The sequence below is a fragment of the Xanthomonas sp. 3498 genome, from assembly GCF_014199795.1.
GTDB classification, from domain to species: domain Bacteria; phylum Pseudomonadota; class Gammaproteobacteria; order Xanthomonadales; family Xanthomonadaceae; genus Xanthomonas_A; species Xanthomonas_A rydalmerensis.
Window position 1 is genome coordinate 302676 of record NZ_JACHOH010000004.1, and the last position, 18051, is coordinate 320726.

The window sequence follows — 18051 nt, forward strand, 5'->3', positions numbered from 1 at the left end:
CCTCAACGCGCAGTGCATTCCTTCTCCCTTCGGGAGAAGGTGCCCCCGAAGGGGGCGGATGAGGGTACGGGCGAAGCCCGACACCACCTCGATCGCAGCACAGAGCGATCAAGCGAGGCGCAAAACCTCAGGTCGCGCGCGCCGCGCGAGGGGCGTCGCCCGCAACCGCGCACTTCGCGCAGAGGCCGTGCACTTCCAGGGTCTGCGCCTGCGGCTGGAAGCCCAGCGCCTTGGCGCGCTGCTCCAGTTGGCTGACCACGTCACGATCTTCCAACTCCACCGCGCTATGGCAGCGGTCGCAGATCAGGAACGGCACCGAGTGCTGGGCGCTGCTCGGGTGGTGGCAGGCGACGAAGGCGTTGACCGACTCGAGCTTGTGCACGAAGCCATTGGCCATCAGGAAGTCCAGCGCGCGATACACGGTGGGCGGGGCGTCGGCGCCCACACCCTTGCCTTCGCGCACCCATTCCAGCAGGTCGTAGGCCTTGACCGGGCGCCCGGCCTCGGCGATCAGCCGCAGCACGTTGGCGCGGATCGGGGTCAGGCGCAGACCGCGCTCGCGGCTCACCCGCTCCACCACCTTGACGAAGTCGGCGGCGTCGTGGACGTGGTGGTGCGGCTCGGTGCAGGCGGTCTTCTTGCTGGACATGACAGTCTCCCGGGAATCAGCTTCCCGCTGGGATCTTGATGAGCGCGGCGTCGATGCGTTTCAAGGCCTCGTCGCGACCGGCCAGGTAGACGGTCTGCGAGATGTCCGGGCTGACCTGGGTGCCGGTGATGGCCACGCGCAGCGGCTGCGCCACCTTGCCCATGCCGATCTCCAGGGCGGCGGCGGTGTCGTGCAGCGCGGCGGCGACGCCGTGCAGGCTCCACTGCGGCAGCGCGGCCAGCAGTTCCCGGGCCTTGCCCAACGCCAGTTCGGCGCCCGGCTTGAAATGCTTGGCCACCGCCGCCTCGTCGTAGCGGGTCAGCGGGCGATACCAGACCTCGGCCTTCTCGGCCATTTCCTTCAGGGTCTGCACGCGCTCGCGCAGCGCCACCACCACCTCGGCCGCGGCCGGGCCGGCGGCCGGGTCGATGCCGAGCTTGCGCAACTGGAATTCCAGCTGCGGCGCGATCGTCGCCGGGTCGTCGCTCTTGAGATAGTGCTGGTTGACCCAGCCGAGCTTGGCCATGTCCAGGCGCGCGGCCTTGGAGTTGACGTCCTTGACGTCGAACAGGTCGATCAGCTCCTGGCGCCCGAACAGTTCCTGGTCGCCGTGCGACCAGCCCAGCCGCGCCAGGTAGTTGATCAGCGCATGCGGCAGGTAGCCGGCGTCCTTGTACTGCATCACGTCGGCCGCGCCGGTGCGCTTGGACAGCTTGGCGCCCTGCTCGTCGAGGATCATCGGCATGTGCGCGAACTTCGGCACCGGCGCGCCCAGCGCCTGGTAGATGTTGATCTGCCGCGGGGTGTTGTTGACGTGGTCGTCGCCGCGGATCACCTCGGTGATGCCCATGTCCCAGTCGTCCACCACCACCGCGAAGTTGTAGGTGGGATAGCCGTCGGGACGGAAGATCACCATGTCGTCCAGTTCGCTGTTGGCGATCTCGATGCGGCCCTTGATCAGGTCGTCGAACGCCACCACGCCCTCGGTCGGGTTCTTGAAGCGGATCACCCGGTTGGGATCGTCGCGGTACGGCAGGTTCAGTTCGCGCGCGGCGCCGTTGTAGCGCGGCTTTTCCTGCCGCGCCATCGCCGCTTCGCGCATGACTTCCAATTCCTCGCGGGTCTCGTAGGCGTAGTAGGCCTGACCCTGCGCCAGCAACTGCTCGGCCACCTCGCGATAGCGGTCCAGGCGCCGGGTCTGGTAGATCGGGCCTTCGTCGTAGTCCAGGCCCAGCCACTCCATCGCCTCCAGGATCGCGTCGATCGCCGCCTGGGTGCTGCGCTCGCGGTCGGTGTCCTCGATCCGCAGCACGAATTCGCCACCGCGGTGGCGCGCCTCCAGCCAGCAGTACAGCGCAGTGCGCGCGCCGCCGATGTGCAGGTAACCGGTGGGACTGGGGGCGAAACGGGTACGGCAGGCCATGGAACGCTCGAAACGACGGGAATCGGGCGATTTTACCTTGCTGGGGCGGCGCCTGCCTGGCGCCGCGGGATTGGGGATTGGGGATTGGGGATTCGGGATTGGTGCAAGCAGCATTACTGCCCAGGGACAGGGCCTGGCGTGCCTGAGTGGACTGCCGACGACAAAAGATCTTTCCCTACGCGAAGCGGCTCAATTCCGCTCGCACCACCGCCGGAGACAGCTGGCCGCGCCAGTCGCGGTCGTTGGCCACCTGGGCGTGGGCGCGGCTGGCTTCGAAGGCGGCGAAATCCAGCTCGGCGATCGCCCAGACCTGCTCGCCGCGGGTCTGCGCGACGATGCCGTCGGCGGGGAAGCCGGCGTCCATCGGCGCATACAGCGTCGCCTCGCCGGTGTTCACGTCCAGCGCCGGGCTCCACTCGGCGACGCCGGCGGTCACCGACTGGGCAACGAAGATGCGGTTCTCCAGCGCCCGCGCCAGGCAGCCCACGCGCACGCGGGTGGCGCCGGCTTCGGTGTCGGTGCAACTGGGCACCACCAGCAGGCGGGCGCCGGCCTCGTACTGGGCGCGGACCGGCAGCGGGAACTCGCTGTCGTAGCAGACCGCCACGCCGGCGCGCACGCCGTCGGCCTCGAACACCTTCAGCGCATCGCCGCCGTCGATCAACCCCGTAGCCTTTTCGAAGCCGGTCAGCTGCAGCTTGTCCTGCCAGCCATGGCCACCATCGGGGGTGAACCAGTACGCGCGATTGCGATAGCGCCCCTGACCGACATCGAGCAGGAAGCTGCCGGCGACCACGTGCAGGCGATGGCGCCGCGCCAGGTCGGCGAACAACGCCAGGTACGGCGCATGCAGCGCCTGGATCGCGGCGAGCGAGGCCGGCAGCCGCGCGGACACGGCCGGGTCGAAGGTCGCGGCCAGTTCCAGCGACAGGTACTCGGGCAGCACCGCTAGTTGCGCGCCGGCCTGTGCGGCCTCGCCGAGCAACGCCGCCTGCTTGTCGGCGAAGGCGGCGAAATCGGCGGGCGCGCCGATCGGATACTTGGCGACGGCGACTTTCATGCGGCGGGCTCCAGCGCGCGGGTCCAGAAACCCAGGGTATGCGGCGTTTGGCCGCGGCCGACCTCGTTCCACGGCAGGTGCATGCGCAGCGCCGGCTGCGGCTGGTAGCCGCGCTTGCGCCAGAACGCGTCGTTGCCACGATAGTCCGGCGGCCGCCGCGGGTCGTCGGGCGCCCGCTCCACCGAACAGAACGCGGTCAGGCGGAAGCGACCGAGCGCGCGCGCATGCGCCTCGCGCTCGTCGAAGAAGGCATGGCCGATCCCGCGGCCGCGGTACTGCGGCAACAACACCGACTCCCCGAAATAGAACACCTCGGCCGGGGCGATGCCGCTGCCGGCGAAGGCCGCGGCGAACGCCTCGGTGTCATCGACCAGCGGCAGCCCGGTGGACGCGCCGACTACCTGCTCGCCGTCGCGCGCCAGTACGAACACGCTGTCCGGCGAGGCGGCATAGGCGGCCAGGTAGTCGCGTTCGTAGTCCAGGTCGCCGTCGTAGAGGTACGGCCAATCGCGGAACACCGCGATGCGCAGCTGCGCGACCGCATCCAGGAACGGCACGATCCCGGCGCCGCGCAGGCGCTGAATGGAGAGCGGAGAGTGCATCCGTGCACTCTACCGCAAGCGTTTCCCTGGCGCTGCCTGCCTGGCGATGCCCTTGCACATGCGTCCTTGCCGCTTCCCTGCGTGGGCGTCCTGCCCGTCCCGTGATGCACCCGCTTCCTTGCGCTGCCTGTCTGGGCGATGCCCTTGCGTGCGTCCTTGCCGCTTCCCTGCGTGGGCGTCCTGCCCGTCCTGTGAACGGTGGCGACGTCCTGCCACCACCTGTGCTCCTGTCGTCGATGACCGATGGCCATCCGGCCCCGCCGTCGCGGCCATCGACGCGGTGGCCTACCTCAGCGCCACCACCGGCACAGCAGTGCGGCCTGCGCCGGCAGCAGCAGCAAGCGCGCGCGGCCCTGCGCTTCCCAGGTGACGAAGGCCGACGCGGACGCAGGGGGGACCTCTTCCGCGTTCGCGGCACAGGCCGGATCGCGGCGTACCGCACGCCAGGGGCAGTAGCGCCACGGCGCAGCGTCGCCCGGCAAGGCCGCACGCGCCTGCAATGCGCTGGCCAGGAACGTCGCCGCGTCGCCGGCCAGGGCGGCGCGGCTGCGTTCGCTCAGGCGCAGCCACAGGGCGCCGCCACGATCGGCAGCGGTGACCAGTGCGGCCTGCGCGCTGCGCGCCAGGCTCGCCGGCAGGTTGCCGTGATGCAGGCCATGGGTCTCCAGCGCTGCAGGCAACAGCGCCTGCAGGCGACGATGCAGATGACGGTGCGCGACCATGTCGGTTCTCCTTCCGACGGCTCAGCGCAGCGACGCGCCGAGTTCGTACCAGTCGATCCGGCGGGTGATCCACATGATCGCGCCGAGGATGCCGAACAGCAGCAGCGAGCCCATCAGCAAGGCGTTGTCCTCCGAGGCCAGCAGGCCGTACAGCGCGCCGTACAACACGGTAAGCATGGTGGCGAAGCCGGCCGCGCGCAGGCGGCTGCGCAACACCCCGGACAGGTAGAAGAACTGCAGCCCGATACAGGCCACCGCCGACACCAGATACGCCTGCCAGAACGGAATGTGCTCGGACAAGCTGAGCAGCAGCAGGAAGAAGATCGCCAGCGCCAGGCCGACCAGCAGGTACTGCAGCGGATGGATCGGCAGGCGCTTGATCAGTTCGAACAGGCCGAAGGCGACGAAGGTCAGCACCACGAACAGCAGGCCGTACTTGCTGGCACGCTCGGCCTGGGTGTACACGTCCACCGGGTCGACCAGGTCCACGCGCAACGCATCGAGGTCCTGTCCGCCGGAGGCCAGCTGCGCTTGCGCGCCGGTGGCCAGCGACGACAGCGCCCAGTTCGCCTGGAAGCCCTGCGCGCCGATGCGGCGTTCGTTGGGCAGGAAGCGGCCGCCGAACAATGGATGCGGCCACGGCGAGTTCAGCGCGATCTGGTTGTCGTCGCCGACCGGCACGATGGACAGCGCCTGGGTTCCGTCGAGCACGAACTCCATCTGCACGTCGTGCAGATTGGTGAGCCGCCCCTGCTGCGGATCGGCCAGCGCGGGAAGCACCGCGTGCACGCCCTTGGAGATATTGGCCAGCCCCTCCGAGCCCGGCTGCAGCGACAATGCGCGGCCGTCGGCGCGCAGGTTCGGCGTGCCGACCAGGCCGCGCACGTCCTGCAGGCCGATCGCCAGATACGGCGTGCCATAGCGGCGACGGTCGGCGGCGGCGTAATCGAGATCGTCGAACTCGGCCTTGAGCCGCGCATGCCAGCTGTAGACCTGCACCTTGAACAGGCCGATGTGGCGCTGCGAGGGCTTCAGTTCGCCTTCGACCTGCAGCCGCCGTGGCGCCTGCAGCACGTAGCCGGTCTCGGTCTGGCGCTGGCTCACGCGTTTGCCGTCGGCATCGAGGACCATCACGTCGCGTTCCTGGGTCCACGGGATCACCCGCAGCGGGCCGAGCAGGCGCTGTTCGCCGGCCTTGCTCTGCGACACCCGCTCCACCGCTTCGTCGCGGTAGTGCTGGCGATCTTGCACGGTGCCGCGAATCATCAGCAGCGGGATCAGCAACAACAGGATCAATCCGCCGATGGTGGCGAATCGCAGGAGCAGTTTCACGGATTTCATGGCGGCCTCTCGATTGGGAGGGCGCCAGGATGCTGCCGCTGCGTGGGCAGGGTTTGAGGCGAATTTGAAGTGAGTGTGAAGTGCGGGGATTGGGGATTGGGGATTGGGGATTGGGGAATCGGGAATCGGGAATCGGCAACCGGCATGTTGTCGACGCGGCTTGCCCTACTACCGGGAACGCCCCCGTCGCGGCTGAAGCCGCTCCTACACGAGCGCTCTCCGGCTCAGGCCAGCGGCAGCGCCAGGCAGGCCACCGCGCCGCCGCCGTCGTGGTTGCGCAGGCTGGCGTCACCGCCGTGCAGGCGCGCCACCTCACGCACGAACGGCAGGCCGAGGCCGGAGCTGCGCTGGCCGGTGGCCGGACGCGCCAGCGAATAGAAGCGCTCGAACACACGCTCCAGCGCATAGTCGGGAACACCGGGGCCGTGATCCTCCACCGTCAGCAGCACGCGCGCATCGGCGCCGCGCTCGGCACGCAACACGATGGCCGCGCCCTCCGGCGAGAAGGCGATGGCGTTGTCGAGCAGGTTGTGCAGCGCCTGGCGCAGCAGGTAGGGATCGCCCGACACCACCAGGGCCGGGTCCAGCGCCTGCACCTCCAGCCGCAGCCCGCGCGCCTGCAGTTGCGGCGCCAATGCTTCGGCCAGTTCGGCGCACAGCGGCGCCAGCGCCACCGGCTCGCGCCGCTGCAGCCAGCCGTGCTGCTCCACCTCGGCCAGCGCCAGCAGCTTGTCGATGGTCTCGGTGAGGCGCTGCTGCTGCTCGGCGATGTTGCGCACGAAACGCTGCCGTTCCGGTTCCGGCAGCGGCTCCTGCAGCAGTTCCGCGGCGCCGCGGATCGCCGCCAGCGGGCTCTTCATCTCGTGGGTCAGCGACTGCACGTACTGCTCGACGTACTGCTTGCCCTCCAGCTTGCGACGCATGGTCTCCAGCGCCCGGCCGAGATCGCCGATCTCGTCGCGGCGCGGCGGCGGCGGCGGCACCGGGGCACCGGCGCTGACCGCCTGCGCGTAGCGGTTGAGCCGGCCGATCCCGCGCAGCAGGCCCCAGGTCATCAGGATCCCGATCAGCGCGGAGATACCGATCAGCCAGGCGCCGCGCAACAGGATGCTGCGCTGGCTGGCGACGATGAACGGCTCGATGCTGCGATTGGGCTGGGACAGGGTCAGCACGCCGATCAGCCGCCGCAGATCGGCCGGATCGTAGACCGGCGCGGCCACGTGCATCACCGTGTGGTTGGGGTCGCCGTCGGCCTCGGGACTGGAGCGGGCGCCGTACTCGCCGCGTAGGGTGCGGTACACGTCGTTCCAGCGCGAGTTGTCGCGGCCGATGTCCTGCCCGCGCGAATCGAACACCACGATGCCCGCCGCATCGGTGAGGGTGACGCGGTAGTCGACGCTGTGCTTGGGGAAGCGCCAGACCATCGCCCGCGGATCGCGCCGTTGCGCAGCGGCCAGATCGCGGGCGAAACGGCCGCTGGCGATCCGCCCGTCCTTCAGATCCTGCGCGGCCATCTGCGCCAGCACGTTGGCCGCGTCCACCAGGGTCGATTCCATCGCCTGGCGCACGCCTGGCTTGACCTCGTTGACGAACACCCGCATCACGAAGAACGCGGCCACGCCGACGATCAGGAAGAAGCCCAGGAACAGCTTCAGCCCCAGCCGCATCTCAGGCCTCCAGCGCGTAGCCGAGGCCGCGGTGGGTGCGGATCGGGTCGTGGCTGGCGCCGGCTGCACGCAGCTTGGCGCGCAGGGTCTTGATGTGGGTGTCGACGGTGCGGTCGGCGCTGTCGGCGCTGCTGTCCCAGCCGCGGTCCATCAGTTGCGCGCGGCTGAGGATGGCGCCGGGCCGCTGCAGCAGCGCCGCCAGCAGCGCGTACTCGTAGCGGGTCAGGTCCAGCACCGCGGCGCGCCAGCGGATGCGGCGGCCGTCGCGGTCGATGGCGAAATCGCCGTGCTGCTGCCAGCCCGCTTCGGTATCGCCGACCACCACCGCCGGACGCCGCAGCCGCGCCCGCACCCGCGCGACCAGTTCGCGCGGCGAGAACGGCTTGGCCATGTAGTCGTCGGCCCCCAGCTCCAGGCCGAGCACGCGGTCGATCTCCTCGTTGCGCGCGGTCAGGAAAAGCACCGGCACCTGGCTGAAGCCGCGCAGCGTGCGGCACACCTCGAACCCGCTCAGGTCCGGCAGGCCGACGTCCAGCACCACCACGTCGATCCCGCCCTCGCGGAGCTGCACCAGCGCCTCGCGCCCGAGTTGGCAGTGGCGTACCTGGTAGCCCTCGCTGCGCAACGCGTACAGCACGGTATCGGCGATGGCGGATTCGTCCTCGACCACGAGGACACAGGCGGCGGGCGTGGCAGCGGCAGGCGTGGACATGCCGCGCAGCATAGCCGCAGCCGGGCGCGCCGCGCAGCGGGCACGGCACGCCGGCCGCGCCGGATCAGCGCAGGAAGCGCACTTCGTCGACGTCGACCTCGATGGAACGCAGGTCCTTGTCGACCTCACCCAGCAGTTCGACCTCGGCCTTGTCGTCGAACGGGCGCCCGGCCGGCAGCCGATGCGCGTCGATCTCCACCTTCATGCTGCCGCTGGCGTCGCGGAAGGTGTAGCGGTCGCCGCCGTCATGGGAAACGATGCGCCCGCGCAGCACCACATGCTGGTCGTCCTTGCCGTGGTCGAGCAGTTGCTTCACCGTGGTCGCCTGCACGCTGCTGGGACCAGTGTACTGGGCCGCGGCCTGGCCACTGGCCAGCGTTGCGAGGGCGAGGACGGCGAGCGTGGGAAGAAGGGGCTTGCGCATGGGGGATGCTCCGTGTGATGCGCGATACGCAGTGGGACCGTCGCCACGCCTTGCACTGGCAATGCTCGTCCAACGCCCCCGGCTGGCCCGCCCCGCGCGCACCGCCGATCGCCCTGCCTCGGTCCCAGCGGGTCGCGCCGCCGCGGCAATGGCAGGACGTGGCCGGCTGGCGTGGCGCCCCGTACACTGCGCGGATGAATTACCGCCACGCCTTCCATGCCGGCAACCATGCCGATGTCCTCAAGCACGTCGTGCTGCTGGCGCTGCTCGATGCGTTCAAGCGCAAGGACAGCCCGTTCTTCGTGCTCGATACCCACGCCGGGCGCGGCCGCTATCTGTTCGCCGCCAACGAGGCGCGCAAGACCGGCGAGGCGGTGGCCGGCGTGCTGCGGCTGATGGGCCAGCCGACCCTGCCCGAGGTGGTGGAGCGCTATCTGCGCGCGGTGCAGGCCGACAATCCGGTCGGCGCCCTGGTCGCCTACCCCGGCTCGCCGCTGCTGGTGGCGCAGGCGCTGCGTGCGCAGGACCGCCTGGCCGCCTGCGAACTGCAGCCCGAGGAAGCCGCCGAACTCAAGGCGCTGTTCGCCCACGATCGCCGCGTGCAGGTGCATGCCGGCGACGGCTATGCGGCGATCAAGGCGTTCCTGCCGCCGAAGTCCGGGGCCGCCAGGATCGGCCGCGGACTGGTGCTGATCGACCCGCCCTACGAGGCGCAGGACGCCGAGTACCCGCTGATCGTGGCCGCGCTGCGCGAGACCCTGAGCCGCTGGCCGCAGGCGGTGTGCGCGGTGTGGTACCCGATCAAGCAGCGCCGCAGCCTGCAGCCGTTCTTCCGCAAGGCCGCGGCCTTGCCGGTGGCGTCGGCACTGGTCGCCGAACTGCAGGTGAGGCCGGACGATTCGCCGCTGCGGCTCAACGGCAGCGGCATGTTGCTGCTCAATCCGCCCTGGCAGTTCGAGCAGGCGCTGGCGCAGGCGCTGCCGCCGCTGAAGGCGCATCTGGGCGAAGCCGGCGCCAGCACGCGCCTGGAGTGGCTCAAGCGCGAGATGTGAAGTGCCGGGACACGGCGACGGCGCGCAGTACCTCTCGCGCATGGCGCACGTGCGCGCTCAAAAGCAATCCCAGTGATAAGCCACACGGCTGAAATCGCCGCGCCGCAGGTCGTCCGGATCGATGAAGAAATTGGCGACGCCGGTGTCGCCCCACATCATCTCCTCGTCGCTGTCCAACTGCAGCAGCAGGACCTGCCGGTCCTGCCGCGTGCGCGGGTCTTCCTGGGTGAACTCCGGGTAGCCACCGAGCTTGTGTCCGCCCCGGCTCAGCGCATCGAACAGCGCATCGTCCACCGCATCCTGCGCCACCGCGTGGCGGCTGGCGTACGCAGCGGCAATCTCCTCCAGCGGCGTTCCCAGCACCTGCTCGAACCGCACATCGCTGCTGCCGATGGTGTCCTCACCCGCGTCGAACTGCATCGCCCGCGGCCGCGCCGGATCGAACGGCAGCGTGTCGGCGGCCGGCAACGGCACCTGCACCTGCCGCGCCGAGGCTTCCAACCGCGGCCAGTACACCACGCGGAAATTGCGTTGCACGCTCAGCGCGTCCAGGTCGCTGCGCGCGTCGCCGAAGTTGGCGCCATAGAAATCGTCGCCGCCGATGAAGAACTGCAGCATGCCCTGGCGTGGGTAGCCGGGCAGCGGCGGCACGCGCGCCAGATCGATCTGCGCCAGCAGCGCCAGCGGCTGGCCATCGGCCGCGTGCGGATAGGGCTTGTCGCCGGTCCAGTAGGGGCGCCCGCCGACCTTGCTGGCCAGGCGATCGTCCTGCGCCATCTGCTGCAAATGCAGCTGCAGCATCGGCCGACGCGTGGCCTGCAGGCGCGCCTGGTACGGGGCCAACGCCTGTGCCGCCAGCTGCTCCGCATCGGCGGGGGCGGCAGAGGCAGAGGCGGCGGTGGCGGTCGTCGGCGTGTGGCTGCGCTGCGCGCGCAGCGCCCACCAGCCGCCACCCAGCAGCAGCAACACCAGCAGCACAGCCAGTCCCAGCCCGATCGCCGCCGACACGGCGACGGCATGCGAAGTCTTCATCGTCGTGCATTCCCTTGGACGAAGCGCCACTGTAGCAAGGCCACCGCAACCGCACACGCGCAGGACGCTGCGTTCACGGGCGCGGGTGTCGGCTAATGCGAGAATCCAGGCTTCGTCGAGGATCATACGGCCATGGCTACCCGCAACCGCATGCCTCCGTGGCATGAAACCTTCACCCTGCCCAGTGGGCGCGAATTGTTGATCCGGCCGATCCGGCCGGAAGACAGCGCGCCGCTGCAGGGCGCCTTCGGCCTGCTCGGGCCAACCGAGATCCGCGAACGCTTCCTGCATTCGATGCAGGAGTTGACCGAGGAAATGGCGCAACGGCTCACCCACCCCAATCCGAAATCGGAACTGATCCTGGTCGCGGCCGAGCCGTTGCCGCCGGGCGAGGCCGTGGTCGGCGCGGTGGCGCGCGCGGCGATCAACCCCGGCACCCGCGAAGCGCAGTACGCCATCCTGGTCAGCAGCTTCGTCTCCGGCCAGGGCCTGGGCCGGCAGTTGATGCGCAAGCTGGTCAAGTGGGCGCGCCGCAAGTACCTGGACCGGCTCTACGGCGACGTGCTCGAACGCAACGTGCCGATGCTGCAACTGGCCGAGTCGCTGGGCTTCCAGCGCATGCCGCACCCGGACAATCCGGATCTGGTGCGGGTGGTGCTGGAACTGGGCAACTGAAAGCTCGGGACCCGGGACCCGGGACCCGGAAAAGCCAGAGCTCCGCAGGCAGCTTTAGTTCCTGCTCTTCCGGGTCCCGGGTCCCGACCTTGCTAAACTAGTTCGTCCATGCCGCCCCTCTCCTTCCCCGTTCCGCCGCTGCCCAGATCCGGCCAGCTCCGCGCGCACTGGCGCGCTCCCGCGTCCTCCACCGCATTGGCCTGGCACATCGCCTGCGCCGCGGCCGCGCATCGCGGTCCGTTGCTGGTGGTCGCCCGCGACAACCAGAGCGCGCATCAGCTCGAAGCCGACCTGCACAGCCTGATCGGCGACGATCCCGGCCTGCCGGTGGTGCCGTTCCCGGATTGGGAAACCCTGCCCTACGACCAGTTCAGTCCGCACCCGGACATCGTCAGCCAGCGCCTGGCGGCGCTGCACCGGCTGCCGACATTGACCCAGGGCATCGTGGTGGTGCCGGTGCAGACGCTGATGCAGCGGGTGGCGCCACTGCGCTACATCGTCGGCGGCAGTTTCGACCTGCGCGTGGGCCAGCGCCTGGACCTGGATGCGGAGAAGCGGCGACTGGAAAGTGCCGGCTACCGCAACGTGCCGCAGGTGATGGACCCGGGCGATTTCGCCGTGCGCGGCGGCCTGCTCGACGTGTACCCGATGGGCACCGAGGCGCCGCTGCGGATCGAGCTGCTGGACGAGGACATCGACTCGATCCGCGCCTTCGATCCCGAATCGCAGCGCTCGCTGGACCATGTGCAGGCGGTGCACATGCTGCCCGGACGCGAGGTGCCGATGGACGACGTCAGCGTGGAGCGGGTGTTGACCGCGCTGCGCGAGCGCTTCGACGTCGACACCCGGCGCAGTGCGCTGTACCAGGACCTGAAGGCCGGCCTGGCGCCGTCGGGCATCGAGTACTACCTGCCGCTGTTCTTCCAGGACAGCCGCGGCAGCAGCGCGCGCGAGACCACCGCTACCTTGTTCGATTATCTGGGCGAGCACGTGTTGCCGCTGATCGCGCCGGGCGTGGGCGCCGCCGCCGATGCGTTCTGGGCGCAGACCCAGGCCCGCTACGAGCAGCGCCGCCACGACGTGGAGCGCCCGCTGCTGGCCCCGGAAGAGCTGTACCAGGCACCCGACGTGTTGCGCGAACGCCTCAACGGGTTGCCGCGTATCGACGTGTGGGCCGCCGACCATCCGCGCATCGACGAGGCGCAGGCGCTGGGCGACCAGCCGCTGCCGCCGCTGCCGGTGGCGGCCAAGGACGCTGCGCCGGGCGCGGCGCTGAAGAGTTTTCTCGACCACTATCCGGGCCGGGTGCTGATCGCCGCCGATTCGCCCGGCCGCCGCGAGGCGCTGCTGGAAGTGTTGGCCGCCGCGGAGTTGAAGCCCGAGGTGCTGCCGAACTTCTCGGCATTCCTCCCTTCTCCCACCGGGAGAAGGTGGCGCGAAGCGCCGGATGAGGGTACGGCGCGCGCGCGGTCGGGAACGAAGAAGGCGGGTTCTTCGGCAACGTCCACGGCTGCGCAGACGAACTCCACTAGCGGTCGTACCCTCACCCCAACCCCTCTCCCGGAGGGAGAGGGGCTTTCTGCTGCACGTTTCGCCATTGCCGTTGCGCCGCTGGACGACGGCTTCGCGCTGGAGGAACCGCGCATCGCGGTGCTGACCGAGCGCCAGTTGTTTCCCGAACGCGCCAGCCAGCCGCGGCGCAGCCGGCGCGTGGGGCGCGAGCCGGAAGCGATCATCCGTGACCTGGGCGAGCTGTCCGAGGGCGCGCCGATCGTGCACGAGGATCATGGCGTCGGCCGCTACCGTGGACTGATCGTGCTCGATGCCGGCGGCATGCCCGGCGAGTTCCTGGAAATCGAATACGCCAAGGGCGACCGGCTGTACGTGCCGGTCGCGCAGTTGCACCTGATCAGCCGCTACTCCGGCGCCTCGGCCGAGACCGCGCCGCTGCATTCGCTGGGCGGCGAGCAGTGGACCAAGGCCAAGCGCAAGGCCGCCGAGAAGGTGCGCGACGTCGCAGCCGAACTTCTGGAGATCCAGGCGCGCCGCCAGGCCCGTGCCGGGCTGGCGCTGCAGGTGGACCGCGCGATGTACGAGCCGTTCGCCGCCGGCTTCCCGTTCGAGGAAACCCCCGACCAGTTGGCCGCGATCGACGCCACCCTGCGCGACCTGGCCAGCAGCCAGCCGATGGACCGCGTGGTCTGCGGCGACGTCGGCTTCGGCAAGACCGAGGTCGCGGTGCGCGCGGCCTTCGCCGCGGCCAGCGCCGGCAAGCAGGTGGCGGTGCTGGTGCCGACCACGCTGCTGGCCGAACAGCACTACCGCAACTTCCGCGACCGCTTCGCCGACTATCCGCTCAGGGTCGAGGTGCTGTCGCGCTTCAAGAGCAGCAAGGAGATCAAGGCCGAACTGGAGAAGGTCGCCGCCGGCAGCATCGACGTGATCGTCGGCACCCATCGCCTGCTGCAGCCGGACGTGAAGTTCAAGGACCTGGGTCTGGTCATCGTCGACGAGGAGCAGCGCTTCGGCGTGCGCCAGAAGGAAGCGCTGAAGGCGCTGCGCGCCAATGTGCACCTGCTGACCCTCACCGCCACGCCGATCCCGCGCACCTTGAACATGGCCATGGCCGGCCTGCGCGACCTGTCGATCATCGCCACCCCGCCGCCGAACCGGCTGGCGGTGCAGACCTTCGTCACCCAGTGGGACAACGCGCTGCTGCGCGAAGCCTTCCAGCGCGAACTGGCGCGCGGCGGCCAGCTGTACTTCCTGCACAACGACGTGGAGAGCATCGGCCGCATGCAGCGCGAACTGAGCGAGCTGGTGCCGGAGGCGCGCATCGGCATCGCCCACGGGCAGATGCCCGAGCGCGAGCTGGAAAAGGTGATGCTGGATTTCCAGAAGCAGCGCTTCAACGTGCTGCTGTCGACCACGATCATCGAATCGGGCATCGACATCCCCAACGCCAACACCATCGTCATCAACCGCGCCGACCGCTTCGGGCTGGCGCAGTTGCACCAGTTGCGCGGCCGCGTCGGCCGTTCGCATCACCGCGCCTATGCCTATCTGCTGGTGCCGGACCGGCGCAGCATCACCCCCGATGCGCAGAAGCGCCTGGACGCGATCGCCTCGATGGACGAACTGGGTGCCGGCTTCACCCTGGCCACGCACGACCTGGAGATCCGCGGTGCCGGCGAACTGCTCGGTGAGGACCAGAGCGGGCAGATGGCCGAGGTCGGCTTCAGCCTGTACACCGAACTGCTGGAACGCGCGGTGCGCAGCATCCGCCAGGGCAAGCTGCCGGACCTGGACGCCGGCGAGGAAGCGCGCGGTGCCGAGGTGGAACTGCATGTGCCTGCGCTGATCCCCGACGATTACCTGCCCGACGTGCACACGCGCCTGACCCTGTACAAGCGCATTTCCAGCGCCCGCGACAGCGACGGCCTGCGCGAACTGCAGGTGGAGATGATCGACCGCTTCGGCCTGCTGCCGGATCCGGTGAAGCACCTGTTCGCGATCGCCGAGCTGAAGCTGCAGGCCAACGCGCTGGGCATCCGCAAGCTGGAACTGGGCGAACACGGCGGGCGCCTGGTGTTCGAGGCCAAGCCCAACGTGGATCCGATGACCATCATCCAGATGATCCAGAAGCAGCCCAAGCTGTACGCGATGGATGGCCCGGACAAGCTGAAGCTCAAGCTGCCGCTGCCGGAAGCGGTCGATCGCTTCAACGCCGCGCGCGGCCTGCTGACCGCGCTGTCGCCACGCTGAGCGACGCGGGCGATCCTGCCCGCGTCTGCGCGCACGCGACCGTGGGCTTAGCCACACGGTCGCCCACTCATCCCGTCCTGACAAGCCGCCGCCACACACGTTGGCGTAAGGCGCGCGCCTACTCTCCCTGACCACCCCACGCAACCGGTCTTCATGTGAAGACGGCCGTTGCGCCTGCGTGTCGCGCAGCTTTTTGACGCCTTCACACGCTGCCGCGATTGGCACGGCACGTGCAACGACTTGGGAACCTGCCCCAATCGGCACGGTTATGGGATGCGCGTCCTGGCACGGATCTGAACCACTCAGGCCCGTGTCCGGCATGCGAGACAAATGCGTCACTCAACCTAAATATTTCCTGACCGCGCCGATATCGCTGGTACCGAAGCCTACACATGCCCTTCACGGCGTGCCGCCGGCTTTCCATTCGCCCTACTGCCGGAGACCCGCCATGCGTTCGACGCCCCCCGATGAACAGGATTCGCCGCTGCAGTTGAGCGTGGACGGCGACATGACCATCCGCCGCGCGGCCGAACTGAAGCCGCTGCTGCTGCCCGCGCTGGAGCATCCCGGCGGCCTGCGCCTGCAATTGCAGGCGGTGGCCGACATCGACGCCACCGGCGTGCAGTTGCTGCTGGCCACCCAGGCCGCGCTGCGCGCGCTGGGGCGACCCTTGCAGTTGGAGGGCTGCAGCAAGGCGGTCGGCGATGCGCTGGACCTGCTCGGCCTGGGCGACGCGTTCGAGCGCGTCGGCGACGACACTCTTCACTAATCGGCAGCACGACATGAACATGGATCAATTGCTGCAGACCTTCATCGCCGAGAGCCGCGACCTGCTCGAGGACATGGAACGCAATCTGCTGGAAGCCGAGCGCGGCGAAGCCGGTCCCGACGCGGTCAACGCGATCTTCCGGGGCGCCCACACCATCAAGGGCTCCGGCGGCCTGTTCGACCTGGCGCAGCTGGTCGGCTTCACCCACGTGGTGGAGAGCGTGCTGGACCTGGTGCGTGAGCACGCCGTCGCGCTGGATTCGGACTTGATCCAATTGATGCTGGCCTGCTGCGACCACATCCGCGCGCTGGTGGAAGCCGCCGCCGGCGCCGAGGCCGACGAAGCCACGCTGGCCGCCGAGGGCGCGCCGCTGCTGGAACGGCTGCAGACCTACCTGCAACCTGCCGCTGCGCCGGCCGCCACGACGGGCGCCGCCACGGCAACGCCGGCAGTGCCGGCCGCGCCCGCGCATACCGGCTACTGGCGGATCTCGCTGCAGCTGTTCGCCGATGCGCTGCGCTTCGGCAATTCGCCGCTGCACCTGATCCGCTGCCTGCGCAGCCTGGGCACGCTGGAAGCGGTGCGCACCCACCACGAGCGCGTGCCGGCGCTGCCGGAGCTGGATCCGGAGGCCTGCTACCTGGGCTTCGACATCCTGTTGCGCAGCGACGCGCAGCAGGCCGCGATCGAGGACATCTTCGAATTCGTGCGCGACGACTGCGACCTGCAGGTGCTGGCGGTGGAGCCGAACGGCGATGCCGCCAACCTGGATCTGCCGCTGCTGGTGGCCGAAGCCGGCAGCCAGGCCAGCGCCGACGATTTCGCCGGATTCGAGAGCGCCAGCGCCTCGGTGGAGGCGCCAATTGCGGCCGCAGCGGCCGTGGCCGGCGCACCGGCCGCGGCAGCGCCCACCGCTGCCAGCGCCGGCACGGCCAAGGCCGCGGGCGCACGTGGCGAAGGCGGCTCGATCCGCGTCGACGCCGACAAGCTCGACCGCATGATCGACCTGGTCGGCGAATTGATCATCGCCGTCGCCAGCACCGGCGCCAACGCGCAGCGCACCGGCGATGCGCAGTTGCTGGAATCCACCTCGATCCTCGCCGGGCTGGTCGAGGAAGTGCGCGAAAGCGCGCTGCAGCTGCGCATGGTCAAGATCGGCGGCACCTTCAGCCGCTTCCACCGCGTGGTCCACGACGTCGCCCGCGAACTGGGCAAGGACATCGTACTGGTGGTCAACGGCGAGGACACCGAGCTGGACAAGTCGGTGGTGGAGAAGATCGCCGATCCGCTGACCCACCTGGTGCGCAACGCCATGGACCACGGCATCGAACCGGCCGAGGTGCGCCAGGCGCGCGGCAAGCCGGTGCGCGGCACGGTGCGGCTCAACGCCTTCCACGACTCCGGCAGCATCGTCATCCAGATCAGCGATGACGGCGGCGGCCTCAACCGCGACCGCATCCTGGCCAAGGCGCTGGAACGCGGCCTGATCGAACCCGGCCGTCTGCTCTCCGACCGCGAAGTGTTCGCGCTGATCTTCGAGCCGGGCTTCTCCACCGCCGAAAAGGTCACCAACCTGTCCGGCCGCGGCGTCGGCATGGACGTGGTCAAGCGCAACATCGCCGCGCTGCGCGGCAGCGTGGACATCAGCAGCCAGCAGGACGTCGGCACTACCATCTCGGTGCGGCTGCCGCTGACCCTGGCAATCATCAACGGCTTCCAGGTCGGGGTCGGCAAGTCGGTGTTCGTGGTGCCGCTGGACGTGGTCGAGGAATGCGTGGAGTTCGCGCCGAACTACCAGAGCGAGTACATCGACCTGCGCGGCAACGTACTGCCCTACGTGCGCCTGCGTTCGCTGTTCGCCATCGCCGGCGCGCCGCCGGCGCGCGAGAGCATCGTGGTGATCCGCCAGGGCGCGCAGCGTTTCGGCCTGGTGGTCGACACCCTGCTCGGCGAGTGGCAGACCGTGATCAAGCCGCTCTCCAAGGTCTTCGCCCAGGTCAAGGGCATCAGCGGCTCCAGCATCCTCGGCAGCGGCGGAGTCGCGCTGATCCTGGACGTGCCGTCGCTGCTCGGTCAGTTGCAACCCGGCGCCGAATCGCTGGCGGCCTGAGCCGCCGCCATGCCCGCCATCATCCCTCTGCCGTACCCTCTTTCAGGA

General features: G+C 69.5%; 14 protein-coding genes and 2 pseudogenes. 6 read left to right on the top strand and 10 right to left on the bottom strand.

Annotated elements, in window-relative coordinates:
• Positions 1 to 127 precede the first annotated feature (127 nt).
• The 9 genes from GGR66_RS14070 to GGR66_RS14110 all read right to left on the bottom strand — a co-directional run bounded on the left by GGR66_RS14070 (position 128) and on the right by GGR66_RS14110 (position 8600).
• Positions 128 to 649, bottom strand: coding sequence for a transcriptional repressor (locus tag GGR66_RS14070; RefSeq protein WP_160969642.1), 522 nt, complete (start codon positions 647 to 649; stop codon positions 128 to 130).
• Positions 650 to 665: 16 nt separating this feature from the next.
• Positions 666 to 2072 carry a glutamate--tRNA ligase gene (gene gltX, locus GGR66_RS14075; protein ID WP_184448653.1) on the bottom strand — a complete coding sequence of 469 codons (1407 nt, stop codon included), beginning with the start codon at positions 2070 to 2072 and terminating at the stop codon, positions 666 to 668.
• Between the two features lie 175 nt (positions 2073 to 2247).
• Positions 2248 to 3132 carry a carbon-nitrogen hydrolase family protein gene (locus GGR66_RS14080; protein WP_184448654.1) on the bottom strand — a complete coding sequence of 295 codons (885 nt, stop codon included), beginning with the start codon at positions 3130 to 3132 and terminating at the stop codon, positions 2248 to 2250.
• Positions 3129 to 3734: a GNAT family N-acetyltransferase gene (locus GGR66_RS14085; RefSeq protein ID WP_184448655.1), complete on the bottom strand. Its 606-nt coding sequence runs from the start codon at positions 3732 to 3734 to the stop codon at positions 3129 to 3131. The genes GGR66_RS14080 and GGR66_RS14085 overlap by 4 nt, the downstream gene beginning before the upstream one ends.
• Before the next feature lie 290 nt (positions 3735 to 4024).
• Positions 4025 to 4456, bottom strand: coding sequence for a hypothetical protein (locus GGR66_RS14090; RefSeq protein WP_184448656.1), 432 nt, complete (start codon positions 4454 to 4456; stop codon positions 4025 to 4027).
• A gap of 21 nt (positions 4457 to 4477) precedes the next feature.
• Positions 4478 to 5797 carry a cell envelope integrity protein CreD gene (creD, locus tag GGR66_RS14095; protein ID WP_184448657.1) on the bottom strand — a complete coding sequence of 440 codons (1320 nt, stop codon included), beginning with the start codon at positions 5795 to 5797 and terminating at the stop codon, positions 4478 to 4480.
• 224 nt (positions 5798 to 6021) lie between these two features.
• On the bottom strand, positions 6022 to 7464 hold the full coding sequence (creC, locus tag GGR66_RS14100) for a two-component system sensor histidine kinase CreC (protein WP_184448658.1): 1443 nt from the start codon (positions 7462 to 7464) through the stop codon (positions 6022 to 6024).
• 1 nt (position 7465) lies between these two features.
• On the bottom strand, positions 7466 to 8188 hold the full coding sequence (gene creB / locus GGR66_RS14105; protein ID WP_184448659.1) for a two-component system response regulator CreB: 723 nt from the start codon (positions 8186 to 8188) through the stop codon (positions 7466 to 7468).
• A gap of 52 nt (positions 8189 to 8240) precedes the next feature.
• Positions 8241 to 8600, bottom strand: coding sequence for a NirD/YgiW/YdeI family stress tolerance protein (locus GGR66_RS14110; RefSeq protein ID WP_160970091.1), 360 nt, complete (start codon positions 8598 to 8600; stop codon positions 8241 to 8243).
• Between the two features lie 194 nt (positions 8601 to 8794).
• On the opposite strand from GGR66_RS14110, the gene rlmJ reads away from it, so the two are divergent.
• Positions 8795 to 9652, top strand: coding sequence for a 23S rRNA (adenine(2030)-N(6))-methyltransferase RlmJ (gene rlmJ / locus GGR66_RS14115; RefSeq protein WP_184448660.1), 858 nt, complete (start codon positions 8795 to 8797; stop codon positions 9650 to 9652).
• A 57-nt stretch (positions 9653 to 9709) separates the two neighbouring features.
• On the opposite strand, the gene GGR66_RS14120 is transcribed toward rlmJ, so the two are convergent.
• Entirely contained in the window at positions 9710 to 10684 is a 975-nt protein-coding gene (locus GGR66_RS14120) for a YwqG family protein (RefSeq protein ID WP_184448661.1), read from the bottom strand.
• A gap of 132 nt (positions 10685 to 10816) precedes the next feature.
• Here GGR66_RS14120 and GGR66_RS14125 point away from each other — a divergent pair, with 132 nt between their 5' ends.
• The 5 genes and pseudogenes from GGR66_RS14125 (at position 10817) to GGR66_RS14140 (ending at position 18003) form a co-directional block, all read left to right on the top strand.
• Positions 10817 to 11359 carry a GNAT family N-acetyltransferase gene (locus GGR66_RS14125; RefSeq protein ID WP_160970097.1) on the top strand — a complete coding sequence of 181 codons (543 nt, stop codon included), beginning with the start codon at positions 10817 to 10819 and terminating at the stop codon, positions 11357 to 11359.
• 108 nt (positions 11360 to 11467) lie between these two features.
• Positions 11468 to 12769, top strand: a pseudogene (locus GGR66_RS21380) (transcription-repair coupling factor); the annotation flags it as partial.
• Between the two features lie 177 nt (positions 12770 to 12946).
• Positions 12947 to 15124 (top strand): annotated as a pseudogene (gene mfd / locus GGR66_RS21385) (transcription-repair coupling factor); the annotation flags it as partial.
• A gap of 448 nt (positions 15125 to 15572) precedes the next feature.
• Positions 15573 to 15893: an STAS domain-containing protein gene (locus GGR66_RS14135; RefSeq protein ID WP_184448663.1), complete on the top strand. Its 321-nt coding sequence runs from the start codon at positions 15573 to 15575 to the stop codon at positions 15891 to 15893.
• 13 nt (positions 15894 to 15906) lie between these two features.
• A complete protein-coding gene (locus GGR66_RS14140; RefSeq protein WP_184448664.1) occupies positions 15907 to 18003 on the top strand; it encodes a chemotaxis protein CheA in 2097 nt (698 codons plus the stop codon).
• Positions 18004 to 18051 lie beyond the last annotated feature (48 nt).